The following is a 26,916-nucleotide window of genomic DNA, read 5'->3' as shown; positions in this document are numbered from 1 at the left end:
CCGCTGCGCCGCGCGCGCGTCATGTTCAAGTTCAAGGAATTGCTGGAAGAACACTCGGATCAACTGGCCGCCCTGATCACGGCGGAGCACGGCAAAGTGTTTACGGATGCCAAGGGGGAAGTGACGCGCGGCATCGAAGTGGTGGAGTTCGCCTGCGGCATCCCGCAGATGATGAAGGGAGAATATTCGGAGCAAGTGGCCGGCGGCATCGACGCCTGGTCGATCCGCCAGGCGCTCGGTGTCTGTGTCGGCATCACGCCGTTCAACTTTCCCGTGATGGTGCCGATGTGGATGTTCCCGATGGCCATTGCCTGCGGCAACACCTTTGTCTTGAAACCCTCGGAGCGCGACCCGTCGGCCAGCCTGCTGCTGGCGCAATTGCTCACGGACGCGGGCTTGCCGGACGGCGTCTTCAACGTGCTGCAGGGAGACAAGGAAGCCGTCGACGGCCTATTACACCACCCGGACGTGCGCGCCGTCAGCTTTGTCGGTTCCACGCCGATCGCCGAATACATCTACGCGACCGGCTGCGCGCAGGGCAAGCGCGTGCAAGCGCTCGGTGGCGCGAAAAACCATATGGTCGTCATGCCCGACGCGGACATTCCCCAGACGGTCGACGCGCTGATGGGCGCGGCCTTCGGCTCGGCCGGCGAGCGCTGCATGGCCATTTCCGTCGTCGTGGCGGTGGGCAATGTGGCGGACCAGCTGGTGGAAGCCCTGGTGCCGCGCATCGCCGCCCTGAAAATCACGCAAGGTATGGATTTACAAGCGGAAATGGGCCCGGTGGTGACGCAAGTGCACAAGGACAAGATCGCCGGCTATATCGCCAAGGGGGTGGAAGAGGGCGCGAAACTCATCTGCGACGGGCGCGGTTTCGTGCTGCCCGGCCATGAACAGGGCTTTTTCCTCGGCGGCAGTCTGTTCGACCATGTCACGCCCGAGATGACGATCTATAAAGAGGAAATCTTCGGCCCCGTGCTGTGCATCGTGCGCGTGCCGGACTTTACGACGGCGCTGGACCTGGTCAACGCGCATGAGTACGGCAACGGCACGGCCATTTACACGCGCGACGGCAACACGGCGCGCGAATACACGCACAGGGTGCAGGTGGGCATGGTGGGCGTGAACGTGCCCATTCCCGTGCCGATGGCTTTCCACAGCTTCGGCGGCTGGAAGCGCAGCCTGTTTGGCGACCACCATGCGCATGGCCCGGAATCCGTACGCTTTTATACGAAACAGAAGGCCGTCACCCAGCGCTGGCCTGCATCGACGGCTGCCGGCGCCGAGTTTGCCATGCCGACACTCAAGTAAAGCACCTTGTAAACCCGGCTGGTTCGCTTCTTGCTTACTGCAATGGTTGTGTTTAGCCATTGCAGATCGCTCCCATGACGTCCAGCCGTACCCAGCCTTTGCGCATCGTTGTCGTCAACACCATTGTCGAGCACGGCGTGCACGAGAATGCGGCCTTGGCTGCCCAGGTGCAGCGTGGCAATGCCTTGCGCATCGGCTTGCTGGAATCGGGCTTCGACATCGTCGCCTCGCTGCCAGCCGACCTCTACCTTCCCGAGCGCATCGCGCAACTGCAGCCTGATCTCATCATCATCGACGCCGAATCGGACGCGCGCGACGTGCTCGAGCACATCGTCATCGCCACGCGCGACGAGCGCCGCCCCATCGTGCTATTTACCGAAGACGGCGCCAAGGCCAGCATCGACGCGGCCATGGCGGCCGGCGTGTCCGCGTATATCGTGGCCGGCTTGCAAGCCGAGCGCATCGAGCCCGTGCTCAATGTGGCCCTGGCGCGCTTCCGGCAGGAAGAAAAACTGCGCGCCGAATTGCTCGACACGCGGCACAAGCTGCAGGAACGCAAGGTCATCGAGCGGGCCAAGGGCCTGTTGATGACGCATCACGGCTTGACGGAAGAGCAGGCTTACCAGCGTTTGCGCAGCATGGCCATGAACAAGAAACTCAAACTGGCGGACATCGCCCAGCGCATCCTCGACGTGGAAGATTTGCTGGGATGACGGGGTATGCCAATTTTATGACGTGGTTTTATGACATATCGTGGTGCAGTGCACTGTATTGGTGCAATGCTGCCAGCAAGGTCAGGCAAAGGAATCCAGTATGACAGAGCAAGCGGGTAGCCCAGCGGCAAGCAGCGCCCAGATGATGCGGTCCCTGCATCCGGAAAAACAGACGATACGCATCGGCTACCTGCCGCTGACCGATTGCGCCTCGCTGGTGATGGCCTCAAAATTGGGCCTGGACGAAAAATACGGCATCAAGATCGAGCTGAGCCGGGAGATGTCGTGGGCCGGCGTGCGCGACAAATTGAATAGCGGCGAGCTCGACGCGGCCCACGTGTTGTACGGTCTCGTGTATGGCGTGCAGATGGGCATCGGCGGGCAACAGCACGACATGGCCGTGCTGATGAACCTCAATCACAGCGGCCAGGCCGTGACCCTGTCGGCGGCGCTGGCGCGCGAGGGCGCCCACGATGGGCCATCGCTGGCGCGGCACATGCGCGGCGCGGCGCGGCCATTTGCATTTGCGCATACTTTCCCGACCGGCAACCACGCGATGCTGCTGCAATACTGGCTGGCCGCGCATGGCATCGATCCGCTGCGCGACGCGCGCGTGATGACGGTGCCGCCGTCGCAGATGGTGGCCGCCTTGCGCGCGGGCCAGATGGATGGCTTTTGCGCCGGCGAACCGTGGGGCTACAAGGCCATCGTCGATGGCGTGGGCGTGACGGCCACCACGAGCGGCGCCATCTGGCCCGACCATCCGGGCAAGGTGCTGGGCACCAGCGCCGCGTTTGCGCAGCAGCATCCGAACAGCTGCCGCGCCCTGATCGCCGCCGTGCTCGAGGCGGGACGCTGGATCGACGCCAGCGATGCCAACCGGCTGGCCATGGCGGCCACCCTGGCCGAGCCCGCTTATCTGCATACGTTGCAGGAAACCCTGGCGCCGCGCATCCTCGGCCATTACCAGGATGGCCTGGGCAAGACCTGGGACGAGGCGCATGGCTTGAAGTTTTATGGCGATGGCGCCGTCAATTTCCCGTACTTGTCCGACGGCATGTGGTTCATGACCCAGCACCGGCGCTGGGGCTTGCTGCGCGACGAACCCGATTACCTGGCTGTGGCAAGGCAAGTCAACCGCATCGACCTGTACCGCCAGGCGGCGGAGATGACGGCCACACCTTTGCCGCCATCCCCCATGCGCAGCTCGACCCTGTGCGACGGCGTCGTGTGGGACGGCAGCGCGCCGGAAGCGTACGCGGCATCGTTTGCCATCGGCCATTTTTTCTGATTGGAGAGTGCATCATGACGCAATGTGGTAGCGTAACCCTGGTCGGCGCCGGTCCCGGCGACCCGGACCTGCTGACCTTGAAAGCCGTGAAAGCCATCGCACGGGCCGACGTGGTGCTGATCGACGACCTCGTCAATCCAGCCATCCTCGCGCATGCGGCACACGGCGTGCGCGTGGTCGAAGTAGGCAAGCGGGGCGGCTGCGCGTCCACGCCGCAAGCGTTCATCGAGCGCCTGATGCTGTCCGAGGCGCGCGCCGGCCTGCACGTGGTGCGCCTGAAAGGGGGCGACCCGTATTTGTTCGGACGGGGCGGCGAAGAGCGGGCCTACCTGCGCAGCCATGGCGTGGCCGTCGAGGTGATACCCGGCATCAGCAGCGGCCTGGCCGCGCCGACCAGCATCGGCGTGCCGCTCACGCACCGCGGCTGGAGCCAGGGTGCCATCTTCGTCACGGGACACGGCAAGGATGCCGCGTCCGAGCCGAACTGGGTGGCCTTGGCGCAAAGCAAGCTCAGTCTCGTCATCTACATGGGCGTGGCCCGTGTGGCGGCCATCCAGGCCGGCTTGCTGGCTGGCGGCATGGCGCCCGGCACGCCCGTGGCCGTGGTGCAATCGGCCAGCCTGGCCGCCCAGCGCCAGTTGCTGAGCACCTTGCAAACGTTGCCCGGCGACTTGCTGGCCAGCGGCCTGGGCAGTCCCAGCATCATCGTCGTGGGCGACGTGGTGCGTTGCGCCGACGCCTGGGATGACCATGGCGCAAGCACATTGCAGGCTGTCTCGGTCTGACCTCAGCGGATCGGCAGGGCCACGGGACGGATGGGCGCCGCGTCGCCGCCACGGAATTTCAATGACGCGCCGATGAAGGCGAACTGGTAGACCTTGTCGCGCGACAGTGCTTCCAGGTCGACCAGTTCCAGGATGGGCGTGCCCTGCTGCGCCAGCAGATACGTGTGCACGGGGAGGTAGTTGCCCGCCACTTCCGAGGGAAACGCCTCGAAACTGAGGTTGTCCGCGCCCACCACCATGGCGCCGCCGTCTTCCACGAGGAATTTCGCCGCGTCCAGCGACAGGCCGGGCGGATTGGCCATGTACGCTTGCGCCTGCTCATAATGCTGCATGCGGCCCGTGCGTATCAGCACCACGTCGCCTTTTTCCAGCATCACCTTCTGTTTGGCCAGCGCCGCGCGCAAGTCTTGCCGCGTGACCCGGTAATTGTCGGGCAGCTGCGATAGTCCCTTGGCCACGGCCACGTCGATCAGCACGCCGCGCGCGACGATGGGCGGCAGCTTTTCCGCGCCCGTCACGGTCCAGCCCCGGTCGCCCAGGTATTGCTCTTCCGTAAATCCATTCCAGATCTTGCCGTTCAAGCCGAAATGGTTGAGCGCGTCGATATGCGTGCCCATGTGCGCATACATCGACACGGCCGAACCCGTGTAGCTGACGTGGCGGTTCATGGGCTCGCCCACGCGCATCGAGTCGGCCACCACATTGCCCTTCGGCGTGTGCGTCATCCACATCTGGTAGGGAGGGTCGCCTGCCGCCTGCCAGCTGGGCATGCCGACATAGAAATCGACGGCCAGGTCGTAGCTCTTGCCGCCGTCGATGCGCGCGAGGATGGCGGCGTGCGAGGCCGCTGTCATCAGGTTCAGGCGGCCTATCTCGTCTTTCGGCCCCCAAGGACTGATGCCCACTTCGGGCAGGGCGGCGGCCGGGGCGGCCTGCACCGTGCCGGCCAGCAGGGCCAGCAGCAGGGTGGTCAGGGTGATCGATGGTGTGAACATGGGGTACTCCTTGCGTGACATGAATGAAGAAGTCACCATCATATTGTTTTCAATTTCAATGATAATCAGCGATAAAATAATAAGATATTTAACTGGGGGGAAAGAATCATGGATGTCCTGGCGCACATGCGCGTGTTTCGCACGGTCGTCGAGCGCGACAGCTTCAGCAAGGCGGCGCTCGATATGAATCAGTCGGCGGCCGCCATCAGCAAGCAGGTGCGCCAGCTGGAAGCGCATCTGGGTACGGTGCTGCTGGTACGCACGACGCGGCGCATGAGCTTGTCGGATGGCGGCCGGGCCTACTATGCGGAATGCTGCCGCCTGCTCGATGAAATCGACGCGCTGGAACTGGCCACGCGCGGTTGCACCGGCAAGGTGGCGGGGCGGCTGCGCGTGAATGCGCCGCTGTCGTTTGGCCTGAAGGTGTTGTCGCCGCTGCTGCCGGACTTCATGGCCCGCTATCCGGACGTCAGGATCGAGATGACCCTGGATGACCGCCTGCGCGACGTGGTGGGTGAAGGCTATGACGTGTCGCTGCGCATCCGCGCCGCGTTGGCCGATTCTTCCCTGGTGGCGCGCCGCCTGGGCGATGTCGAGCAGATGATTTGCGCGTCGCCCGCCTATCTGGCGCGGCGCGGCACGCCCCGGCAGGCGCAGGACTTGCACGCTCACGACTGCCTGGCCTACCGGCTGGCCGACAGCCCCGGCGTCTGGCAGCTGGCCGGCCCGGAAGGGAACAGCAGCATCATCTTGCCCGTGCGCTTTTCCGCCGACAGCAGCCTGCTGCTGGCCGACATGCTGGTGGCGGGGGTAGGCGTGGGCGCGCTGCCGTCGTTCGTCGCCGCACCGCTGCTGGCCAGCGGCGCCCTGGTGCGCGTGCTGCCGTCGCACGGCATGGCCAGGCGCGGCGTGTATGCCTTGATGCCCGATGGACGCCATGTGCAGGAAAAGGTGCGCGCCTTTTGCGACTTCCTGGCCGGCGCGCTGCAGGCGGCGTAAGCGTGTTGTTTTCCGGTGCAACCATCGTACGCGCTTTTTTTCTTCCACAAGCGCGTCGGGCAGGGGCTTTGATAGTATCCTCGTACTTGCTGGACGGCCGCAGCGCCGCCCATTCGAGGAAACCGGAATAAGCGATCGACAATGCACACTTTGAGCAAGGGCGGGGCGGGATCAGGCATCAGGATCTGGGCGGGTGGCCTGTTGCTGGCCCTGGCGGTGGGCGGCGCCTTGTATGCGGGTGCGGCGCGCACGGTCAACGACGATGCCGCACAGCGTTTCGACAATCTCACGCATGGCGCCCAGCATAGCCTGATCACGCGCGTCAAAAGCTATTCCGACCTGCTGCGCGGACTCGAAGCCCTGTTTCGCACCAGCGAGCATCTGACGCGCCGCCAGTTCCACGATTACGTGGCCGGCCTCGATATCGTGCGCCAGTTCCCTGCCATCGAATCGGTCAACTACGCGGCGGCCGTCCCGGCGGCGCAGCGCGCCGCTTTCATCGAGGCCGTGCGCAAAGATACCAGCCTGGCGCCGCGCGGCTATCCCGCCTTCACCATCCGGCCTGCAGGCGAACGGCCGGAATACACGGTGCTCACTTACCTGGAACCCGATTCCCTGCTGGCCGAACGCATGGGCGTCGATATTGCCGCCAACCCGCTGGTGGCGCAGTCGCTGGCGCAGGCACGCGACAGCGGCGAAGTGAGCGCGTCGGGGCAGGTGATCATGATCAAGGGGCCGCCCGCGCACGTGGGCCTGGGCATGCGCCTGCCCGTGTACCGCAACGACATGCCGCAGGGCAGCGTGGCCGAGCGCCGCGCCGCCTACCAGGGCTCCGTCGGCATCGGCTTCGGCGTGGCGCAGCTGGTGCACAGCGCGCTCGAACGCAGCGCCCTGGAACCGCTGCACCTGACCCTGTACAGTGCGGCCGGCCCTTTGCCGGCCAGCGGGGCCCTGGCCATCGCGCCGCAGGACCGTTTGCTGTTCAACGATGACGGCGACCTGTCGGCGCCACCGCCGCAACCGGGCAGCGATGCCGACTATTTCGACCAGGTGCTGCCCGTCGCCTACCAGGGCGGCCTGTGGAAAGCCCATTTCCGCGTGCGCAAGGCTGAACTGTACAGCCCCTTCGACCGCTATTTTCCGTGGCTGGCGCTGGCCGTCGGCCTGGCCGGCACCCTGCTCATTTATGGCTACATCTTTACCCTGTACCGGTCGCGCCGCAACGCCGTGGCGCAGCGCACCCTGCTCGATACGGTGCTCGACAGCGTCGACGCCTACGTCTACATGAAGGATGCCGACCTGCGCTACCGCTACGTGAATGCGCGCACGGCGAAGATACTGGGCCGTCCGGCGGAGCAGCTGATCGGCCGCCAGGACGGCGAGTTGATGCTCGGCGATGCGGCCGCCGCCGCGCGGCGCACGGAGCGCCAGGTCTTCGACAGCGGCGCCAAGTTCGTCGGCGAGGAGCGCTTCGTCGATGCGCAGGGCCAGGTGCATCACCTGTGGAGCGTGAAGGTGCCGCTGGGCTTGCCCGGTCCCGTCACGGGCCTGATCGGCCTGTCCACCGACGTGACGGAGCTGCACCGCCTGAAAGAGCAGGCCGACGCGGCCAGCCAGGCCAAGAGCGACTTCCTGTCGAACATGAGCCATGAAATCCGCACGCCGATGAACAGCATCATCGGCATGGCGCACCTGGCCCTGAAATCCGTGGCCGACGCGCGCCAGCGCGACTACCTGCAAAAAATCTACCATTCGGGCCAGCATTTGCTGGGGCTGATCAACGACATCCTCGACTTTTCCAAGATCGAGGCGGGCAAGCTGGAACTGGAAGTGCTGGACTTCCGTCTCGACAACCTGCTGGCGAACGTCGCCAGCCAGCTGGGCGACGCGGCGGCCGTCAAGGGCCTGGCGCTGCAGTTCGATATCGCGCCCGAGTTGTCGCAGCGCTGGCGCGGCGACCCGCTGCGCCTGGAGCAGGTCTTGCTGAACCTGACCAGCAACGCCATCAAGTTTTCCGACAATGGCAGTATCTTCGTGCGCGTGCGCCAGTCCGAGGAACGGGGCAGCCACAGCATGCTGCGCTTCGAAGTGCAGGACCGGGGCATCGGCATGAAGCAGGAAGAAGTGGCGCAGCTGTTCCGCTCCTTCCACCAGGCCGACCCATCGACCACGCGCAAATATGGCGGCAGCGGCCTGGGGCTGGTGATCAGCAAGCAGCTGGTGGAGCTCATGGGCGGCAAGGTGGGCGTCTACAGCCAGCCGGGACTGGGCAGCACCTTCTGGTTCACGGCGCACCTGGAGAAAAGCGCGCAGGCGTCCGACGAGCGCATCGCCGAAGTCGAGCCGGAAGTATTGGGCGTGATACGCGGCGCGTCCATCCTGCTGGTGGAAGATAACGTCTTCAGCCAGCAGGTGGGCTGCGAATTGCTGGAAGACGCCGGCGCCACCGTCTGTGTCGCCGGCAATGGCCGCGAAGCGCTGGAATTGCTGGCCCGCCAGCGCTACGACTGCGTGCTGATGGACGTGCAGATGCCGGAGATGGACGGCTTCGAGACGACGCGCCGCATCCGCGCCGACCCGCGGCTTGCCGGCCTGCTGGTGATCGCCATGACGGCCAATGCGGGCAGCGAAGACCGCGCCCGCTGCCTGGCGGCCGGCATGGATGAATTCGTGACCAAGCCGATCGCCCCGAATCTGCTGTTTCACCTGCTGGCGAAATGGTTCCGCCTGCGCGGTGGTATTGGCGGCATCGGCGGCATCGGCCATGCGCGCGCGGGCGACGGGCTGGCGGCGCCGAAAACGCCGTCGGAGCTGCGTGACACGGCCATCCTCGACCTGGCCACCCTGGCGCTCACGTTCAGCAATGACGTCGGGAAGATGCGCAAGTACACCCAGCTGTTTCTCGACACGGCGCGCGACGGCATCGCCGAAATGGAGCAGGCCATGGCGCTGGAAGACCTGGGGCGCCTGGCCGACCTGGGCCACCGCAGCAAATCGTCGGCGCTGGCCGTGGGTGCGCATGCCTTTGCCAGCCTGTGCACGTCGATCGAAGGCTTGCGTCTGGGCGGCGACATGCAGCAGGCGCGCGCCTTGCTGACGGCACTGGGGCCGGCGCTGGCGCAGGTGGCGGAACAAATTTCCATGGAATTTGCTTCCAGCGACGCCCCCTGACGCACGCAGCGGCGATAATAGGCGTTTGACGTCTGCGGCCACCTGGCCGCAGGCGCGGCAACTCATCGGATCAGCATGCATACACCCGTCACGCCCGGCCTCCTCATCCTGCACGGCAACCAGCTGGAACAGCTGCGCGCCGCCGTCTTCCAGTGGCTGCGCCAGCATCCGCTGGCGCCGCTGGAAACGGATATCTTCCTGGTGCAGTCGAACGGCGTGGCCGAATGGCTCAAGATCGCCCTGGCCGAGGAAATGAAAGTGTGCGCCGCCACGCGCATCGCGCTGCCGGCGCGCCTGCTGTGGGAAAGCTACCGGGGCATGCTGGGGCGTGACAGAGTCCCGCGCGTGTCGCCGTTCGACAAGTCCCCGCTGACGTGGCGTTTGATGCGTCTTTTGCCCTCGCTGCTGGCCGACCCCGTGTTTGCGCCGCTGCGCTACTTCCTGGCCGATGGCGATTGCGAACGCCGGCTGCAGCTGGCCGAGCGCCTGGCCGACCTGTTCGATCAATACCAGGTCTACCGCGCCGACTGGCTGGCCGACTGGGCGGCGGGGCGCGACCAGTTGCGCACGGCGCGCGGTGAATCCATCGTTTTGAAGGACGACCAGCGCTGGCAGGCGCAGTTGTGGCGCGCCGTGGGTCTGGATGTCGAGGTTTCCGAGCGCGGCACGGGCCGCGCCGACATCCACGAGGCCTTCCTGGCGGCGATTGCCGCCGGCAATGCGCCGATTGGCAAGCTGCCGCGCCGGGTCGTGCTGTTTGGCGTGTCGGCCTTGCCGTACCAGACCTTGCAGGCGCTGGCCGCGCTGGCGCGCCACACGCAGGTGGTGCTGGCCGTGCCCAATCCCTGCCAGTTCTACTGGGGCGACATCATCGATGGGCGCGACTTGCTGCGCGCGGAAAACAAGCGCCAGCGCCAGCGCAACGGCACCGACCTGGCGCAGATTCCGCTCGAAGCGCTGCATGCGCACAGCCACCCGCTGCTGGCCAGCTGGGGCAGGCAAGGGCGCGATTTTATCCGCATGCTCGACGAATTCGACGAACACGCGCAAGCGGAAGGGCGCGACGACAGCCTGCGCATCGACCTGTTCGGCGAGGAAACGGGCGAAACCCTGCTGCAGCAGGTGCAGGTGGCCATCCGCGAACTGCGTCCGCTGGCCGAGCATGAACAGGTGCCGCCCGATGCGGCCGACCGCTCGATCGAATTTCATGTGGCGCACAGCGTGCAGCGCGAAGTGGAAGTGCTGCACGACCAGCTGCTGGCCATGTTCGCGCATAGCGCCGAAACGGGTTTGCGTCCGCGCGACGTGGTGGTGATGGTGCCCGACATTGACACGTTTACGGCCGCCATCCACGCCGTCTTCGGCCAGTACCGGCGCAACGACGAGCGTTTCATCCCGTTCGAGATCGGCGACGTGAAGGACCGCAGCGTCAACCCGCTGCTCGTCGCGCTCGAGTGGCTGCTGCAGCTGCCGCAGCAGCGCTGCCGCCAGAGCGAGGTGCGCGACCTGCTCGACGTGCCGGCGCTGGCCGCCCGCTTTGGCTTGCAGCCGGACGACCTGGCCACCCTCGGTGCCTGGATCGAAGGGGCGGGCGTGCGCTGGGGCCTGGACCAGCAACACCGCGCCGGCCTGGGGCTCGGTGCGGCCGGCGAACAGAATGCGTGGATCTTCGGCGTGCGGCGCATGCTGCTCGGCTATGCCAGCGGCAGTGGCGCCAGCTTTGGCGGCATCGAACCGTATGCGGAAGTGGGGGGTCTCGATGCGGCGCTGGCGGGCTCGCTGGCGCAGCTGGTCGAGGCGCTGCTGCACTGGCGCACCGTGCTGGCCGGCACGCGCACGCCAGCCGAGTGGGGCGTGCAGGCGCGCGCGCTGCTGGCCGCCTTCTTTAACGCCGACGACGAGGGCGACCGATTGACCCTGGCGCAGCTGGAAGGCGCCTTGCAGGGCTGGCTGGAAACGTGCGAGCATGCGGGCTTTGTCGAGCAGGTGCCGCTGTCCGTGCTGCGCGTGGCGTGGCTGGGCGCGCTCGACGAGCCGACCCTGAACCATCAATTCGTCTCCGGCGGCGTCACCTTCTGCACCCTGATGCCGATGCGCGCCGTGCCGTTCCGCGTCGTGTGCCTGCTGGGCATGAACGATGGCGACTTCCCGCGCCGCGCGCAAAAGGCCGATTTCGATTTGCTGGCGCTGCCCGGCATGGCGCGTCCGGGCGACCGCTCGCGCCGCGACGATGACCGCTACCTGATGCTCGAAGCCTTGCTGGCCGCGCGCGACAAACTGTACGTGAGCTGGGTGGGGCGCAATGTGCGCGACAATTCCGAGCAGCCGCCGTCCGTGCTCGTGTCGCAGCTGCGCGACTACCTGGCCGCCGGCTGGTCGCTGGACCGGCATTTGGCAAGCCTGACGACCGAGCACGCGCTGCAGCCGTTCAGCCGCCGCTATTTCGAAGCCGATGGCTTGCTGACCTATGCCCGCGAATGGCGCGTCGCGCATGCGGATGCGGAGGCGCAGGCCGCCGTGCTGCCGCTAGGCCCCTACGAACTCGATCCCGGCACGCGTTTGAAACTGGGCGAGCTGGCCAGCTTTTTGCGCCAGCCCGTCAAATACTTCTTCCGCCGCCGCCTGAGCGTGCATTTCGCCGATGCGGCCATGCTGGGCGAGGATGAAGAACCGTTCGGCCTGAATGCGCTCGAACGCTATCTGCTGGAAGACACCATGCTCGATGACGGCGGCGCCGTGGAAGCCTTGGACGACGTGCGCGCCAGCCTGGAAGCGCGCGCGCAGCGGCTGGCGCGCGAAGGCGTGCTGCCGATCGGCCTGATCGGCCGGCAAGTGCAGGCGCAGCTGGTCGAGGCGCTCGTGCCCGTGCGCAGCGCATGGCTGTCCTTGCGGGCCTCCTTCCCTTACGCGGCCGACAAGCGCGCCATCAACTTGCCGTTTGGCGAGGTGCAGATCGACGACTGGCTCGACAGATTGTGCAGCAACGGGCAGGACACGGCCTGGCTGATGCAGATTTCCTCGAAGGTGACGGACAAGGGCGGCCTGGCGCGCGGCGACAAGCTGATGCTGATGTGGTTGCGCCAGCTGGCCGCCGCCGCCCTCGGCTTTCCCGTCACCGGCTACCTGGTGGCGCGCGACGCCATCGTCTGCATGGCGCCGCTCGATCCCGCCGCTTCGCGCGACGCGCTGGCTACCTTGCTGGCGCTGTGGCGCGAAGGCATGAACCACCCGCTGCCCACGGCCTGCAAGACGGGCCTGGCGCTGGTGCAGCAGGGCGATCCGCGCGCCGTCTACGATGGCGGTTTTGACATGTCGGGCGAGCGCGAGGAACTGTGCCTGGCGCGCCTGTGGCCCGAGTTTTCCGCGCTGGCGCTGGAAGAAGCGTGGGAAGACTGCACGCGCGAGCTGTATGGCCCGCTGGCCGACTGGCTGCAACAGCACATCACGATCGACCCTATCAGCGCGCCCGATGATGGCGCGGGAGAAGAAGCATGACGAGCCATTTGCTCAACCCCCTGGCGTTCCCGCTGCACGGCTCGCGCCTGATCGAAGCGTCGGCCGGCACGGGCAAGACCTGGACCATCGCCGCGCTGTACGTGCGCCTCGTGCTGGGGCATGGCGACGACGACAGCCGCTTTACACGTCCGCTGCTGCCGGCCGACATCCTCGTGATGACGTTTACCCGCGCCGCCACGCGCGAATTGTCGAACCGCGTGCGCGAGCGCCTGATCGAGGCGGCCGCCTATTTCCGCCATGAGTCCGGTGGCAGCGACCCGTTTCTCGACGCCTTGCTCGAATCCTATCCCGACGAGAGCGAACGGCAAAAGGCCGCGCACCGGCTGATGCTGGCCGCCGAGACGATGGATGAAGCGGCCATCTTCACCATCGACGCATGGTGCCAGCGCATGCTGCGCGAGCATGCGTTCGACAGCGGCAGTCTGTTCGACGAGGAACTGGTCAGCGACGAGCAAGCCCTGTTCGAGGATGCGGCACACGATTACTGGCGCCAGCAAGTCTACCCTTTGCCGCCGCAGGCGCTTGACGTGCTGCTGGCCTGCTGGCCCGACGTGGGCGCCCTGAAGAAAGGCGCGCGCGAGCTGGCGCGCCGCGCGGACATCATGCGCATGGCGGACGAGGAACCGTTATCCATGCTGATCGCACGCGAACAGCGGGCGCTGGCCGCCCAGTTGGCCACCCTGAAGGCGGGCTGGGTCGAGCGCGTCGACCAGATGGCGATGTGGATCAACGACCATCGCGCGGCCAATCCCAAGTGTTTTAATGGCGTCAAGATGAAGCCGGAAAACCTGGCGAAGTGGTTCGACGGCTTGCGTAAATGGGCGCAAGATCCCCTGTTGCTGCTGCCGGCCATCACGGCCAAGGCGTGGGAGAGATTAACGCCGTTCGGCATCGAGGATGCGTTTGCCAAGAGTTTCACGGCGCAGGTGCCCGAGTGCTTCGAGCATACGGAGGCGCTGGGGATCTCCCTGGCGGCCCTCACGCCGCTGGCGCACAAGCTGCACCTGCATGCGGCGGCGGCCATCGCCCGGCGCATGGATCAATTGAAACGGCAGTCGCGCCAGTTCGGTTTTGCCGACATGCTGCAGCGATTGCACGACGCGCTGGCCGGCGAGAATGGCGCGGCCCTGCGCCAGCGCATCATCGACCAGTATCCATTGGCCATGGTCGATGAATTCCAGGATACGGCGCCAAGCCAGTACCAGATCTTCAATTCTCTGTACCGCATTGCCGACAACGATCCGGCCCTGGGTCTGTTCCTGATCGGCGACCCGAAACAGTCGATCTACGGCTTTCGCGGCGCCGACATCCAGAGCTACCTGGCGGCACGGCGTGCGACAACGGGACGCCACTACCAGTTGGGCACCAACTACCGCTCGACGGCGCCGCTGGTGGCGGCCGTCAACCAGCTGTTCCTGCACGCCGAGCGCGACGAGGTGCCGGCGGGCGCCTTCCGCTACCGCAAAAACGGCGAGAATCCGCTACCGTTCGAGGCCGTCGACGCCAAGGGCCGCGCCGAACACCTGGTGAACGCCGGCGGTCCGCTGCCGGCACTGCTGGCTGCCTGCGCCAGCGATGAAGCGCTGCGCGGCGACAGCTACCGCGAGTATTTCGCGCAGCACTGCGCCGAACATATCGTCGCCATGCTGGGCGATGCGCAAGCCGGTTTTACGGGCCCCGATGGGTTTGCGCGCCTGCAGCCGGCCGACGTCGCCATCCTCGTGCGCGACCGCAAGGAGGCGGCCGCCATCCGCCGCGCGCTGGCGCGCCGCCGGGTCGCCAGCGTCTACCTGTCCGACAAGGATTCCGTCATCGACAGCGAGGAAGCGCAGGACGTGCTGCGCTGGCTGGCGGCGCTGGCCAACCCGCTCGACGGGGGACTGGCGCGGGCCGCCTTTGCCACGCGCACCATCGGCCTGTCGCTGGGCGAGCTGGCGCGCCTGTCGAGCGATGAACTGGAATGGGAACGCCGGGTGGAACAACTGAAGGCCCTGCATTTGATCTGGCAGCGCCAGGGCGTGCTGGCCATGTTGCGCCGCTTCATCCACGAATTGCAGCTGCCGGCCATGCTGCTGCAGCAGACGGGCGGCGAGCGGCGGTTGACGAATCTGCTGCACCTGGCCGAACTGCTGCAATCGGCCAGTCGCCAGCTCGATGGCGAGCAGGCGCTGATACGCTGGCTGGCCGAGCAGATCGCCGGCGAAGGCGAAAACGGCGACGAGCGCGTGCTGCGCCTGGAAAGCGATGCGGAACTGGTGAAGGTGATCACCGTGCACAAATCCAAGGGGCTCGAATACCCGCTCGTGTATCTGCCGTTCGCCGTCACGGCACGCAAGGTGGACAAGCGCAACCGCAGCTTCTTCGACTATGCGAACGACGATGGCGAACGTCGCCTCGACCTGTCCTTGTCCGACGAGGCCATGGCGGCGGTGGAAGAGGCGCGCATCGAGGAAGACTTGCGCCTGCTGTACGTGGCCCTGACGCGCGCGCGCCACTTTTTGTGGCTGGGCGTGGCCGCCCAAGCCGCGCGCAAGGCGGGCGAGAACACCTTGCACGAATCGGCGCTCGGCTATCTGCTGACGGGCGGCGACAAGCTGCCGTTCGACCAGCTGCTGCTGCGCTGGCAGCAGGTGGCGGGCAGCTGCGACGCCATCTATGTCAGCACCTTGGGGCAGGCCGACGCCTGCACGGTGCTGGACCGGGTGGAGCGCCGGCCCGAGTTGCGGCCCGCGCCCGTGTTCGCGGGCGAATTCGAGCGTGACTGGTCGGTGGGCAGCTTTACGTCGCTGACGCGCCAGATCGGTGCTGTCGCCAGCGCGCATGTGCCGCAGCGGGCGCTGGAAGAAACCCTGCTGGAAGATGGCACGGCGGTGGCCGTGGTCGCGCCGACGCATATGGGCGACGCGCCGTGGCACCGTTTTCCGCGCGGTTCCGTGCCCGGCAATTTCCTGCACGAGCAGCTTGAGTGGATGGGCGGCGAAGGGTTTGACAGCGTCCACGATGACAACTTCGACACCCGCCTGGCCGCGCGCTGCGAGCGGGCCGGCTGGGGCCACCGCCAGGACGACGCCATCGCCTGGCTGCGGGAAATCGCCATCACGCCGCTGCCGCTGCTCGATGCCTCGCTGTCGCAGCTGGACAGCACCCTGTCCGAGATGGAGTTCTGGTTCCCCAGCGAGCATTTGTCCACCGAGGCGCTCGATAAACTGTGCACGCGCTTGCTGCTCGATGGCGCGCCGCGTCCCGTGCTGCCGCGGCGCCAGCTGCACGGCATGCTGAAAGGCTTTGCCGACCTGGTCATCGAACGGGATGGCCGCTACTGGGTGCTCGACTACAAGTCGAACGCGCTGGGCGCCAACGACGCGGCCTACCACACGCAGGCGCTGGCGGCCGGCATGGCGCAGCACCGCTACGATATCCAGGGCGCCATCTACATGCTGGCCCTGCACCGGCTGCTGAAAAGCCGTCTTGGCGATGCCTACGACCCGGCCGAGCACCTGGGCGGCGCCATCTTCCTGTTCCTGCGCGGCATAGCGAATGCGGACACGCATGGCTGCTACTGGCTGGCGCCGCAACTGGAACTGCTGGACGGCCTCGATCAACTGTTAGAAGAAACGGAACACCATGCAGCATGACGCGCAGTTGGATACCCTGCAGATGGATGCCTTGTTCAGCCATGTCGACGGCCTCGCCGAGGGGGGCCATCTGCGCCGCCTGAGCGCCGCCTTTGCCCGCTTCATCGCCACGCTGGACGAGGGCGCGCCGAATGCGTCCGCCTTGGCCGTGGCCTGCGTCGTGCTGTCCGAGCTGGAAGGGCGGGGGCACAGCTGCCTGATGCTGGCAGACCTGGCCAGCGAACCGTCGCAGTTGCTGGGCTGGAGCGAGGAGCTGTGGCATGGCGTGCTGGCCGTTTCCGGTCCGCTGCCGGGCAGCGTCGCTGGCTGGCGCGCGCTGCTGGCCGGCGCGCCGCAGGTGTGGACGGTGGGCGCGGCCGACGTGCGCCAGCCGCTGGTGCTCGATGGCGACCGCCTGTATTTGCGCCGCTACTGGCGCGACGAGACCCTGGTGGGCGAAAAAATCGCCGCGCGCGCGCAGGATTTGACGAATCCGCCGCTGCCGCAGGTGCGGCTATGGCTCGATATCCTGTTCGACCAGCCGTCCAAGGACGGTGGCCCGGACTGGCAAAAAGTGGCGTGCGCCATCGCCCTGCGCGGCAAGGTGGCCATCATCACCGGCGGCCCGGGGACGGGCAAGACGTACACGGTGGCCAGTTTGCTCACCTTGCTGTTTGCCGTCTCGCCGCAGCCGGAGCAGCTGCGCATCGCGCTGGCCGCGCCGACCGGCAAGGCGGCCGCGCGGCTGAAACAGTCGATCGACAAGGCGCTGGAAGGCTTGGCGGCCAAGGCGGGCGATGCGTTGCCCCTGCTGGAACTGGCGCGGCGCATGGGCGCGGCGCGCACCCTGCATAGCTTGCTGGGTGCGCGGCCCGATACGCGCGCCTTTGCCCACCATGCGGGCAATCCGCTCGACGTCGACGTGCTGATCGTCGATGAAGCGTCGATGGTGCACCTGGAAATGATGGCCTCCGTGCTCGACGCCTTGCCGCCCAAGGCAATATTGATCCTGCTCGGCGACAAGGACCAATTGGCGTCCGTGGAGGCGGGCGCCGTGCTGGGCGACTTGTGCCATGACGCGCAGGCGGGTGGCTACACGGACGCCACCATCGCGTATGCGCAGGCGGCCAGCGGCGTGGCCATTCCGCCCGCCTTTGCGGGGACGGCCGGCGCGTTGGCGCAGCAGACGGTGATGCTGCGCCACAGCCACCGTTTCAGCGGTCCGATCGGCGAGCTGGCCTTGGCCGTGAATGGCGGCAGGCCCGATCTTGCCAAGGCATGTTTCGCCGGCGACAGCGGCGGCCAGCTGGCGTGGAGCGTGCCCGCGCAGCAGGAAGACGTGCTGCGCCTGGCCTTGCGCGGCCGCGCGGAGGCACCGGGCGGCTACCAGCCCTACCTGGCGCTGGTCAATGCCGGCGAGGCCGCGTACGCGCAGCATGACGACTGGGTGCGCGCCGTGCTGCATGCGTTTGAAGCATTCCGCATCCTGTGCGCCGTGCGCGAAGGCGAGTGGGGCGTGGCCGGCTTGAACACGGCCATCGAGCTGCGGCTGGAAAAGGAAGGCTTGATACGCCGCAGCGAGTGGTATGTGGGCCGTCCCGTGATGGTCACGCGTAACGATTACGGTACGGGCGTGTTCAATGGCGACATCGGACTGACCCTGCGCGACCCGGCGCGACCGGGATCATTGCGCGTGTATTTCCTGGAAGGGGAAAACGTGCGCAGCGTGCTGGCCACGCGCCTGCGCCACGTGGAAACGGCGTTCGCCATGACCGTGCATAAATCGCAGGGTTCGGAATTCCGTCACACGGTGCTGGTGCTGCCGCAGGAAGGCGGCGCCATGCTGGCGCGCGAACTGGTCTACACGGGCATCACGCGCGCGCGCGACTTCTTTACCCTCGTCTCGCCCACGCAAGCCGTGCTGTTCGACGCGATTCTGCGCCGCACGCAGCGGGCCAGCGGGTTGAGAGGGTTGATCGGCTGACAGGGTTAGGCAGGTTTCTGCACGGAAATATATGTGTTGTATTCCGAATATTGATGATAATTGTTCCGATTTTTGTGTGAAAATGCTTTCATAGAGAAAGTAGTGCAGAGCATTGTTTCTTGCCACTATTTCTTGCCACTAAAATCGAAACGAGGAGTCCATCATGTTGTCTTCCCTTCGCACGCGGCTGGTGCTCATCTGCGTGGCCATCGTCGTATTGTCCATGCTGGCCTTGTCGGTCGCCAATTACGTCACCACGCGCAGCAGCATGCTGGCGTCGTCGGACCAGCAGATGCAGCAGCTGCTGCACAGCCAGTCGGCCGTGCTGGCGCAATGGGTCGATGGCAAGAAAAAGGTCATGGCGTCCGTCGTCATGTCGGCCGAGACGCCCGATCCGCTGCGCGCCTTCCAGATCGCGGAAAAGGCCGGCGATTTTTCGGAAGTGTTCATCGGCTACGCGGACAAGCGCTCCGTGTTTACCCATCCGGGCCGCCCGGCCGATTTCGATCCCACGGCGCGCGCCTGGTACACGGATACGGCCAAGGCGGGCGTGCCGATGCTCACGCCGCCATACGTGGATGCGGCCAGCCACAAGCTCGTGGTGTCGTTCACGGCGCCCGTCGGTCCCAAGGGCGCGCTGGTCGGCGTGGCGGGCGCGGACGTGCTGCTCGATACGGTGATTGCCAACGTGGTGGCGATCAAGCCGACGCCGCACAGCTTTGCCTTCCTCGTCGACCAGAGCGGCACCATCATCGCCCATGCCAACAAGGACCTGAGCCTGCAGCCGGTGGCGAAACTCGATGCGGCGCTGTCGGCCGCGCAGGTCAACCGCCTGGAAAGCACGCGCACGAGCGAGGCCGTGCGCCTGAATGATCGCGACGGCAAGCTATACGTCACGCGCGTGGCCGGCACCGACTGGCTGCTGGCCGTGGTGCTCGACCAGCAGGAAGCCATGCAAGCCTTGCAGACGATGCTGACGACGGCCACCGTCACGGCCGCGCTGCTGACGGGGCTGGCGGCGGCGCTGCTGTCGCTGCTGGTGTTCAAGATGCTCAAGCGCCTGGAACTGGTGCGCGACGCGCTCGACGACATCGCCTCGGGCGAGGGCGATCTGACGCGCCGGCTCGACGCTTCCGGCGTGGACGAACTGGCGCAGATCGCCGGTGCCTTCAACCGCTTCATCGACAAGATCGCCGCCGTGCTCGTGAAAATCCGCACGGCCAGCGAATCGGTGAAAGTATCGTCGTCGGAAATCGCCGCCGGCAACCAGGACCTATCGTCGCGCACGGAGCAGCAAGCCAGTTCGCTGGAAGAGACGGCTGCCTCGATGGAGGAGCTGACCAGCACGGTGAAACAGAATGCCGACAATGCCCGCCAGGCCAACCAGATGGCCGTTTCGGCTTCCAGCGTGGCCAGCAAGGGCGGTCACGTGGTGGCGCAAGTGGTCGACACCATGGCGTCGATCAACGACTCGTCGAAGAAGATCGTCGACATCATCAGCGTCATCGACGGCATCGCCTTCCAGACGAATATCCTGGCGCTCAATGCGGCCGTGGAAGCGGCGCGCGCGGGCGAGCAGGGACGGGGCTTTGCCGTGGTGGCGACGGAAGTGCGCAGCCTGGCCCAGCGTTCCGCAGGGGCGGCCAAGGAAATCAAGCTGCTGATCGACGATTCGGTGGGCAAGGTCGATTCTGGCGCGCGCCTCGTCGACGAGGCTGGCGCGACGATGCAGGAAATCGTCGACAGCGTGCGCCGCGTCACCGACATCATGGGCGAGATCACGGCCGCCAGCGTCGAGCAGAGTTCCGGCATCGAACAGGTGAACCAGGCGATTGCGCAGATGGACCAGGTGACGCAGCAGAACGCGGCCCTGGTGGAAGAGGCGGCGGCTGCCGCCGAAAGCCTGCAGGACCAGGCCAGTACCCTGGCGCAGGTGGTGGGCGTGTTCAAGCTCGATGACGGGCCGGCGCCGGCGCTTGTCAAACCGGTGCGCGCCGCCATCGCACCGCGCCTCGCCAGCCGGCCGGCACCGGCGCCCGCCGTCAAGGCCGAACGCAGCGAGGAGTGGGAGACGTTTTAAACCTTCAAGCGCGGCGGGGCGCCAGGGTCGGCGCCATCTGTTTCGCCACCTCGAAAAAAGCATTCGTGGCCGGCGTGTTCTGGCGCCGGTCGCGCACGGCCAGGCCCACCTTGCGGCTGACGGGCGGATTCAGGGGCAGGGCGACCAGTTCCGGATACTGTTCGCGCAGCCGCTGCGGCAGGGCCAGTTCGGCCACGATGGACAGGCCATCGCCGCGGCTGACCATGTCGAGGATGGTGATCACCTGGCTGATGCGGTACGGTACCTGCGGCTGCAAGCCCGCGTTGGCGAACAGCGGTTCGATCAGGCAGGCGCAGCCCGCCTCGGACATGATGAATGGCCCTTCGCACAGCTGCGCCAGGGTGATGGACGTTTCGCCGGACAGCGCATGGCTGCGCGGCACCAGCGCCATCATCTGGTCTTCCACTAGCGGCGCCGTATCGAAACGCTCGTCGGGCAGCACGACGAAGCCCACGTCGACCCGGCGTTCGCGTATCCACTGCACCACTTCATGGTCGGCGCCTTCGTCGATGCGCAAGTCGATGCCCGGATAGCGCAGGCGGAATTGCGCCGTGATGGCCGGCAGCAGATTCAAGGACGACGTGGGGCCGAAGGAGCCGATGCGCAGGGTGCCCTGGCGCTGGCCCAGCACGTCGGCCGCTTCCTGGCGCATGGCTTCCGACAGGCCGAGGATTTCGCGCGCGCGCACGAGCAGCTGGCGGCCCACGTCGGTCAGCTCGGCCGAGGCCTGGTGGCGCACGATCAGGTCCACGCCCATCTCCTTTTCCAGCGCCTTCAAGGCGTGCGAGACGGCCGACTGGCTGATGCCCAGCTGCGCGGCGGCGGCGGAAAAGCCGTGCAGTTCAGCCACCAGGGTAAAAATTTCCAGTTGCGTGAAGGTCATGGTGTGGTTTCTTTGATGTATGAGTATTCGCTCATTATTTCATGAGTTGATATTAGTATTAATATATATCTGCAGTATCCGCTGCACAAGCGACATCATAGGACTTTCCATGCGCACTACCGCCATACCTTCCGCCGCCTTGCCTTCCGTGCAATCGCCGCTGGTCTACCTGAAACTGATTTTCGTCGCCCTGTTCTGGGGCGGCACCTTTATCGCGGGCCGCGTGCTGGCGCAGCAGATGCCGCCGATGACGGCCGCCAGCGGACGCTTCGGCGTGGCCGTGCTGCTGCTCGTCGTGCTGGCGTGGAAGCTGGAAGGGGGCTTGCCGCGCCTGGACCGCAAGCAGCTGATGACGACGGCGGCCCTGGGCCTGACGGGCATCTTTCTGTACAACCTGTGTTTCCTGGCGGCCCTGTCGCGCATGCCGGCCGGGCGCACGGCTTTATTTGTCGCGCTGAACCCCATCGTCACGGCGCTGGCCTCGGCCATGCTGTTCCGCGAACGGCTCGGATCGTTCAAGTGGCTGGGCATCATGCTGGCGTTCTGCGGCACGGCCATCGTCATCACGCGCGGCGACCTTGCCGGCGTGCTGCACGGTAACGGCGGCGGCATCGGCGCCGGTGAAATCTTCATGTTTTGCGGTATTTCCAGCTGGGCCGCTTACACCCTGATCGGCCGGGTCGCGCTGAAGGGCTTGAGCCCGATCGCGGCCACGACGTATGCGGCGATGTGGGGCCTGGCCTTTTTGCTGGTGGGCGCGGCCGTGGAATTTCCGAGCGTGCCATGGCGCAGCTTTGGCTGGCAGGTGTGGGCCGCCATCGGCTACCTGGGCGTGTTCGGCACGGTGATCGGCTTTGTCTGGTATTACGAGGGCGTCAAAGCGCTGGGCCCGTCGCGCACGGCCGTGTTCAACAACCTCGTGCCCGTGTTCGGCATCGTGCTGGCGGCGGTGTTGCTGGGCGAGCCGGTGCTCGCCTCGATGCTGGTGGGCGGGGCGGTGACGATAGCCGGCGTCATCATGACCAACCGGCAGGCGAAATAGTTCCGAGGTCAGACCCGTCGGGTCTGACCCCGGCATTCAGCCGTGCTTAGCGGGCGCGGCGGCGCTTCGACGGCTTCGCCGGCGCCTTCTTGTGTCGGTTGACGGAAGCGCGCATCACCTTCGGCTCTTCGATGCCGTTCTCGGCCGCCAGCATGCGGCGAATGTTGACGGCGTCCATGGCGCGCACGGAATTGGCGCGCGCGTTGAGCAGGATCATGGTGGCGAACTTGCCGGCCGACTTGATGCGCATGATCAGGCAGCGGCCCGCTTCATTCGTGTAGCCCGTTTTCGACAGGCCGATGTCCCAGCCCTTGGCGCCCACCAGGCGGTTCGTGTTGTGGTATTCCACGTCGCGGCCCTTGATCTGGATGACGTCCTTCGAATCCGTGGTGATGCGGCTGATTTCCGGGTAGCGCGAGGCGGCCACGGCCATCTTGACGAGATCGGCCGCCGTCGACTGGTTGTTCGGCGACAGGCCGGTCGGCTCTTCGATCACGGTCTGGTGCATGCCCAGGGCCTTGATCTTGGCATTGACGGCCACGGCAAACGCCGTCGGGCCGCCGGGGTAGGTGCGCGCCAGCGAGGCGGCGGCGCGGTTGTCGGACGACATCAGCGCCAGTTGCAGCACGTCGTGGCGGCTCAAAGTGGCGCCCACGGGCACGCGCGAGGTGCTGTGCTTCAGGGTGTCGACATCCTCGCGGTCGATGCTGATCTCTTCCTGCATATTGGCCTTGGAGTCGAGCACGACCATGGCCGTCATGAGTTTGGTCAGCGAGGCGATGGGCACCACCACGTTGGAATTTTTTTCAAGCAAGACTTTGCCTGTGCCGTCTTCGACCACCAGTATCGACTGGGAACCGAAGGGCACGGCGATGGCCGCTGTCGAAAGCGTCATCAGCACCGCGGCGAACATTTTTTTGAGCATGGGATTGTATGTGGGAAAGCAGTTTTGGGGCGCCATCGTGGGCGCTGCGCGCAAATCCGGAACGGGGCCGCGCGGGGACGCGACGTGTATCTCGGAGGCAATATTTGCCAAGCTTAAACAATACCATTAAAGATCAAGCGATGTCTACGGCGCAAGCCCGCAACAAGCGGTGTTGCGGCCAATTTGGCAAATAAAAATGGCTATTCTTGCCGTAGTGAAAATTGTTACGCATTTATTGATTTCATCTTGGAAACTTCGTATGATTTCAGCAATATTGGCAGCGTAGGCCTGGCAGGTGCCGCTCGCTTCGTCGTTCATGCCTGCCGCTTCGTGCTTCGTCGCCCCGCGCTATACCCCGCAACAGGGGCACCGTAGACTGCGTTCATGCCTGAATCACAGACCACGGAGAGCGCATCGTGTTAAAAAAATATATGGACTGGTACCGCAGCATCGATGAGGAATCGCTGCTGGTACTGAAACACTCGGAGAGGGCGTCGCAGGTCCGGGGACGGGTACGCCGCTACGTCGCCATGAAGCTGGTCAAGCTGACGCCGATCGAGCGCCAGCAATTGCACGATTTCCTGCTCAAGTATCGTGGCGCCGGTTTTTACATCGCCGCGTTCAAGCTGATGCTGTTGTTCAGTGCCATCGGCGTCGCACTGCACTTGCTGCTGCCGACCAGGTTCGAATTGCTCAAGGCCCTCGTCTTCAGCAACGGCCTGGGTTTTGCGCTGGCGTGGGGCCTGGTGGGCGTCTGGTTCAATTACCGCAGTTCCGTGCGCAACAAGCTCAAGAAACTCTTGCTGATCGTGTCCACGTGCGCAGCCGGGGTGGCGGGCGGCGTGCTGTTGGCCGGCTTCAGCGATACGGGTTCCATGGACATGGCCTTCGAGCGCTTGCTGCGCGTGGGCGGCACCGCCTTGCTCGTGGCCGGCTTGTTTTACATGGTGCCGCTGATGATCGTGACCACCTGGCGCAACCGCCAGTACGAAGCACTGACGGTGCAACTGCAGCAGGATGCCGAGCGCGACCGTCTGGCGCGCGAGCTGAGCGAATCGCAGCTGCGCCTGCTGCGCGCGCAGATCGAGCCGCATTTCCTGTTCAATACCCTGGGCGCCGTGCAGCAGCTGGCCGAGCAGGGCGCGCAAGGCGCAGGCCGGGCCGCCGCATTGACGGCCGACCTGATCGCCTTCCTGCGTGCCAGCCTGGCGGAAATGCGCAGCGAGCAAGTGCCCTTGCGAAGCGAGTTCGACATGGTGGCCGCGTATTTGCGCGTGATGCAGGCGCGCATGGGCTCGCGCCTGCGCTATGTGCTGGATTTGCCGGCCGAGTTTGCAAACGCGACCATACCCAGCATGATCTTGCTGACCCTGGCGGAAAACGCCATCAAGCACGGTATTGAACCATCGTTGCGCGGCGGCGAAATCCGCCTGTCGGCCCTGCGGGTCGATGGCATGCTGCGCCTGCGCGTACAGGACACGGGCATGGGCTTGCCGGAAAGTGGCACTGGCAGCGCCCCCAGCGGCGGCCTGGGCCTGGAAAACGTGCGCGGCCGGCTGTTGCTGTCCGATCCGTCCGCCAGCCTGAGCCTGCGCGACGGCGAAGAGGGCGGCGTGATCGCTGAAATATTGCTACCCATCAAAATTGAAACGAGCCTGAAAGCACCCGCCGCATGAATACCACCATCCTGATCGCCGAAGACGAGCCCCTGATGCGCGAGCGCCTGCTCATGCTGCTGGCGCAAGCCTGGCCCGAAGCGCACGTCGTGCTGGTGGCGGAAAACGGCAACGATGCCTGGGACGGTTTCCTCGAGCATGAGCCGGACGTGGTCTTTCTCGACATCCGCATGCCGGGCCTGTCGGGCCTGGAAGTGGCCGAGCGCATCGGCAAGCGCGCCCACGTGGTGTTCGTCACGGCCTACGACCAGTACGCCGTCGATGCCTTCGACGCGGGCGCTGTCGACTACCTGCTCAAACCCGTGCAGGCCGAGCGCCTGCAGCGGGCGCTGGCCCGCCTGCGCGACAAGCTCGGCGCCCAGCCGGCCGACATGGCCAATTTACTGCAGTCGCTGCGCGCCGCCTTGCCGGCGCCGCCGCGCGACAAGTTGAAATGGATCAAGGCCAGCGTGGGCAAGCAGATCCGCCTGATCGATATCGACGACGTGCTGTTCTTCCAGGCCGACACCAAGTACACGCGCGTCGTGCTGGCCGGTTCGGAAGCGTTGGTGCGCACGCCGCTCAAGGATTTGCTGGGCGGCCTCGATCCGGAACAGTTCTGGCAAATCCACCGCGGCACCATGGTCAACGTCAAGGCCATCGAGGCGGCCGAACGCATCGACGCCGAGCGCATGCAGGTGCTGGTGCGCGGCAGTACGGAAAAGCTGCCCGTCAGCCGCACGTTTACGTATCTGTTTCGCGATTAGCGTGCAAGGCAAGCACCCAGCGCTTACTGGATCTTGGCGATCGACACTTCCGTCGACTTGACCAGCGCGATGACTTCGCTGCCCACTTTCAAGTCCAGGTCCTTGATCGAACGCGAGGTGATTACCGACGTGACGATGCCGTGCGGCGTTTCCACGTCCACTTCCGAGACCACGGGGCCAAAGATGATTTCCTTGATCTTGCCGCGAAACTGGTTGCGTACATTCACTTCCGAGATAGCCATGATGTTTCCTTTGTGCCCGTAATACGCCATGCGGCGCGACAAGGCCAGAGTACGGTGCGCGCACGCTTTTGACCACGAATCGATGCGCATATCGATATGCGCAAAGCGTGCGCCAGCGCTGACGCAAGCACATTATTCGCCTATACTTGGCTGCAACATCCTGGAGGTTTGCCATGCGTCCATTGCCTTTGTTGCTGCTGTTGCCCTCATTTGCCGCGCTGGCGGAACCGCCCGCGGCGCTGCAGCCGATGGCTTTCCTGGCTGGCCATTGCTGGAAGGGCGAGTTCCCTGGCGGCAAGCAAACGGATGAGCACTGTTTCCAGTGGCTGTATGGCGGCCAGATGCTGCGCGACGTGCACACGGTGCGCAGCCCCGGCAAGCCCGACTACGTGGGCGAAACCACGTATTACCACGATCCCGCCGCAAACAAGGTCGCCTTCCTGTATCTGGAAAACAGCGGCGGCCACAGCCGTGGCACGATGCTGCCGGCGGACGGCGGCCTCGACTTTCCCGCTACCGAGTACGTGGGTGCCAAGGGCAAGACCTTGACTTACCGCGTGCGCTGGACGCCCTCGGGCGATGCCTATGAGGCGGCCAGCGAGATGCTGGTGGACGGGCGCTGGACGCCGCAGTTCAAACTGGTGCTGAAGAAGCAATGACCTTTGCTCCATAAAAAAGGCTCTGTCATCGGCAAGTAGGGGAAATGCCGGAATCTTCCTGTGGACGTGCTGTCTGACTCTGCATACTCACTCTGCGGGAGCCAATCATGCGGCCAGCCGAATGGATCACCTTGATTGCGCAGTTTGCCCGGTTGAGCCAACGCCAGCGGCAGGCAGGCATTGCCCTGCTGCATGGCAACTCGCCACACGACGCGACCATCGCGCTGCTGGAAAGCGTGGCCCAGCCGCGATTGGCCTGTCCC

General features: G+C 65.5%; 19 protein-coding genes and 1 pseudogene. 15 read left to right on the top strand and 5 right to left on the bottom strand.

Going from position 1 to position 26,916, the window contains the following annotated elements; translation table 11 throughout:
* The 4 genes from BLU39_RS27795 to cobA all read left to right on the top strand — a co-directional run.
* On the top strand, nt 1-1,311 hold a 1,311-nt coding region (locus BLU39_RS27795), incomplete at its 5' end, for a CoA-acylating methylmalonate-semialdehyde dehydrogenase (protein WP_092719639.1).
* 74 nt (nt 1,312-1,385) lie between these two features.
* The gene (locus BLU39_RS27790) at nt 1,386-2,024 is read left to right on the top strand and encodes an ANTAR domain-containing response regulator (RefSeq protein WP_092719636.1); all 639 of its coding nucleotides are present in this window, start codon (nt 1,386-1,388) and stop codon (nt 2,022-2,024) included.
* Between the two features lie 142 nt (nt 2,025-2,166).
* Complete coding sequence (locus BLU39_RS27785; protein ID WP_254789080.1) at nt 2,167-3,315, top strand: CmpA/NrtA family ABC transporter substrate-binding protein; 1,149 nt, start codon at nt 2,167-2,169, stop codon at nt 3,313-3,315.
* A gap of 14 nt (nt 3,316-3,329) precedes the next feature.
* On the top strand, nt 3,330-4,100 hold the full coding sequence (gene cobA / locus BLU39_RS27780; protein WP_092719631.1) for a uroporphyrinogen-III C-methyltransferase: 771 nt from the start codon (nt 3,330-3,332) through the stop codon (nt 4,098-4,100).
* Between the two features lie 2 nt (nt 4,101-4,102).
* Here cobA and BLU39_RS27775 read toward each other — a convergent pair whose 3' ends face one another.
* Nucleotides 4,103-5,095, bottom strand: coding sequence for a cyclase family protein (locus tag BLU39_RS27775; protein ID WP_092719628.1), 993 nt, complete (start codon nt 5,093-5,095; stop codon nt 4,103-4,105).
* Between the two features lie 108 nt (nt 5,096-5,203).
* On the opposite strand from BLU39_RS27775, the gene BLU39_RS27770 reads away from it, so the two are divergent.
* The 6 genes from BLU39_RS27770 to BLU39_RS27745 all read left to right on the top strand — a co-directional run bounded on the left by BLU39_RS27770 (nt 5,204) and on the right by BLU39_RS27745 (nt 20,459).
* Nucleotides 5,204-6,094, top strand: a complete 891-nt coding sequence (locus BLU39_RS27770) for a LysR family transcriptional regulator (protein ID WP_092719625.1) — start codon at nt 5,204-5,206, stop codon at nt 6,092-6,094.
* Nucleotides 6,095-6,235: 141 nt separating this feature from the next.
* Nucleotides 6,236-9,265, top strand: a complete 3,030-nt coding sequence (locus BLU39_RS27765) for a CHASE domain-containing protein (RefSeq protein WP_092719622.1) — start codon at nt 6,236-6,238, stop codon at nt 9,263-9,265.
* A 75-nt stretch (nt 9,266-9,340) separates the two neighbouring features.
* A complete protein-coding gene (recC, locus tag BLU39_RS27760) occupies nt 9,341-12,760 on the top strand; it encodes an exodeoxyribonuclease V subunit gamma (protein WP_092719619.1) in 3,420 nt (1,139 codons plus the stop codon).
* Complete coding sequence (gene recB / locus BLU39_RS27755; RefSeq protein WP_092719618.1) at nt 12,757-16,416, top strand: exodeoxyribonuclease V subunit beta; 3,660 nt, start codon at nt 12,757-12,759, stop codon at nt 16,414-16,416. The genes recC and recB overlap by 4 nt, the downstream gene beginning before the upstream one ends.
* A complete protein-coding gene (gene recD, locus BLU39_RS27750; protein WP_232731045.1) occupies nt 16,406-18,379 on the top strand; it encodes an exodeoxyribonuclease V subunit alpha in 1,974 nt (657 codons plus the stop codon). Before recB ends, recD begins: the two co-directional genes overlap by 11 nt.
* A gap of 163 nt (nt 18,380-18,542) precedes the next feature.
* Entirely contained in the window at nt 18,543-20,459 is a 1,917-nt protein-coding gene (locus BLU39_RS27745) for a methyl-accepting chemotaxis protein (protein WP_092719615.1), read from the top strand.
* Nucleotides 20,460-20,463: 4 nt separating this feature from the next.
* Here the strand turns inward: BLU39_RS27745 and BLU39_RS27740 are convergent, their stop codons facing one another.
* On the bottom strand, nt 20,464-21,363 hold the full coding sequence (locus BLU39_RS27740; protein ID WP_092719614.1) for a LysR family transcriptional regulator: 900 nt from the start codon (nt 21,361-21,363) through the stop codon (nt 20,464-20,466).
* Between the two features lie 109 nt (nt 21,364-21,472).
* Between BLU39_RS27740 and BLU39_RS27735 the strand changes: the two genes are divergently transcribed.
* On the top strand, nt 21,473-22,405 hold the full coding sequence (locus BLU39_RS27735) for a DMT family transporter (protein WP_092719611.1): 933 nt from the start codon (nt 21,473-21,475) through the stop codon (nt 22,403-22,405).
* Nucleotides 22,406-22,451: 46 nt separating this feature from the next.
* Here BLU39_RS27735 and BLU39_RS27730 read toward each other — a convergent pair whose 3' ends face one another.
* Both BLU39_RS27730 and BLU39_RS28780 read right to left on the bottom strand, forming a co-directional pair.
* Nucleotides 22,452-23,330, bottom strand: a complete 879-nt coding sequence (locus BLU39_RS27730; protein WP_092719608.1) for a serine hydrolase — start codon at nt 23,328-23,330, stop codon at nt 22,452-22,454.
* Between the two features lie 144 nt (nt 23,331-23,474).
* Nucleotides 23,475-23,648 carry a hypothetical protein gene (locus BLU39_RS28780; protein ID WP_175539441.1) on the bottom strand — a complete coding sequence of 58 codons (174 nt, stop codon included), beginning with the start codon at nt 23,646-23,648 and terminating at the stop codon, nt 23,475-23,477.
* A gap of 98 nt (nt 23,649-23,746) precedes the next feature.
* Between BLU39_RS28780 and BLU39_RS27725 the strand changes: the two genes are divergently transcribed.
* Both BLU39_RS27725 and BLU39_RS27720 read left to right on the top strand, forming a co-directional pair.
* Nucleotides 23,747-25,006 (top strand): sensor histidine kinase, encoded by a 1,260-nt coding sequence (locus BLU39_RS27725; RefSeq protein WP_139178510.1) that lies wholly within the window; start codon nt 23,747-23,749, stop codon nt 25,004-25,006.
* Nucleotides 25,003-25,752, top strand: a complete 750-nt coding sequence (locus BLU39_RS27720) for a LytR/AlgR family response regulator transcription factor (protein WP_092719603.1) — start codon at nt 25,003-25,005, stop codon at nt 25,750-25,752. Before BLU39_RS27725 ends, BLU39_RS27720 begins: the two co-directional genes overlap by 4 nt.
* 23 nt (nt 25,753-25,775) lie before the next feature.
* Here BLU39_RS27720 and BLU39_RS27715 read toward each other — a convergent pair whose 3' ends face one another.
* Nucleotides 25,776-25,994 carry a TOBE domain-containing protein gene (locus BLU39_RS27715; RefSeq protein WP_034757699.1) on the bottom strand — a complete coding sequence of 73 codons (219 nt, stop codon included), beginning with the start codon at nt 25,992-25,994 and terminating at the stop codon, nt 25,776-25,778.
* Between the two features lie 173 nt (nt 25,995-26,167).
* Between BLU39_RS27715 and BLU39_RS27710 the strand changes: the two genes are divergently transcribed.
* Nucleotides 26,168-26,653 carry a hypothetical protein gene (locus BLU39_RS27710; protein ID WP_092719600.1) on the top strand — a complete coding sequence of 162 codons (486 nt, stop codon included), beginning with the start codon at nt 26,168-26,170 and terminating at the stop codon, nt 26,651-26,653.
* A 107-nt stretch (nt 26,654-26,760) separates the two neighbouring features.
* Nucleotides 26,761-26,916 (top strand): annotated as a pseudogene (locus tag BLU39_RS28445) (IS1595 family transposase); the annotation flags it as partial.

Origin of the sequence: Janthinobacterium sp. OK676 (assembly GCF_900103595.1) — a bacterium.
GTDB lineage: Bacteria > Pseudomonadota > Gammaproteobacteria > Burkholderiales > Burkholderiaceae_D > Janthinobacterium.
Note: the sequence above shows the minus strand (reverse complement) of the source record. Positions and strands in the feature narration are given on the sequence as shown.

Excerpts from the sequence above, each read along its gene's own strand:
- BLU39_RS27790 (WP_092719636.1), top strand. The coding sequence starts at position 1,386 with ATGACGTCCAGCCGTACCCAGCCTTTGCGCATCGTTGTCGTCAACACC.
- BLU39_RS27785 (WP_254789080.1), top strand. The coding sequence starts at position 2,167 with ATGATGCGGTCCCTGCATCCGGAAAAACAGACGATACGCATCGGCTAC.
- cobA (WP_092719631.1), top strand. The coding sequence starts at position 3,330 with ATGACGCAATGTGGTAGCGTAACCCTGGTCGGCGCCGGTCCCGGCGAC.
- BLU39_RS27775 (WP_092719628.1), bottom strand. The coding sequence starts at position 5,095 with ATGTTCACACCATCGATCACCCTGACCACCCTGCTGCTGGCCCTGCTG.
- BLU39_RS27770 (WP_092719625.1), top strand. The coding sequence starts at position 5,204 with ATGGATGTCCTGGCGCACATGCGCGTGTTTCGCACGGTCGTCGAGCGC.
- BLU39_RS27765 (WP_092719622.1), top strand. The coding sequence starts at position 6,236 with ATGCACACTTTGAGCAAGGGCGGGGCGGGATCAGGCATCAGGATCTGG.
- recC (WP_092719619.1), top strand. The coding sequence starts at position 9,341 with ATGCATACACCCGTCACGCCCGGCCTCCTCATCCTGCACGGCAACCAG.
- recB (WP_092719618.1), top strand. The coding sequence starts at position 12,757 with ATGACGAGCCATTTGCTCAACCCCCTGGCGTTCCCGCTGCACGGCTCG.
- recD (WP_232731045.1), top strand. The coding sequence starts at position 16,406 with ATGCAGCATGACGCGCAGTTGGATACCCTGCAGATGGATGCCTTGTTC.
- BLU39_RS27745 (WP_092719615.1), top strand. The coding sequence starts at position 18,543 with ATGTTGTCTTCCCTTCGCACGCGGCTGGTGCTCATCTGCGTGGCCATC.
- BLU39_RS27740 (WP_092719614.1), bottom strand. The coding sequence starts at position 21,363 with ATGACCTTCACGCAACTGGAAATTTTTACCCTGGTGGCTGAACTGCAC.
- BLU39_RS27735 (WP_092719611.1), top strand. The coding sequence starts at position 21,473 with ATGCGCACTACCGCCATACCTTCCGCCGCCTTGCCTTCCGTGCAATCG.
- BLU39_RS27730 (WP_092719608.1), bottom strand. The coding sequence starts at position 23,330 with ATGCTCAAAAAAATGTTCGCCGCGGTGCTGATGACGCTTTCGACAGCG.
- BLU39_RS28780 (WP_175539441.1), bottom strand. The coding sequence starts at position 23,648 with ATGAACGACGAAGCGAGCGGCACCTGCCAGGCCTACGCTGCCAATATT.
- BLU39_RS27720 (WP_092719603.1), top strand. The coding sequence starts at position 25,003 with ATGAATACCACCATCCTGATCGCCGAAGACGAGCCCCTGATGCGCGAG.
- BLU39_RS27715 (WP_034757699.1), bottom strand. The coding sequence starts at position 25,994 with ATGGCTATCTCGGAAGTGAATGTACGCAACCAGTTTCGCGGCAAGATC.
- BLU39_RS27710 (WP_092719600.1), top strand. The coding sequence starts at position 26,168 with ATGCGTCCATTGCCTTTGTTGCTGCTGTTGCCCTCATTTGCCGCGCTG.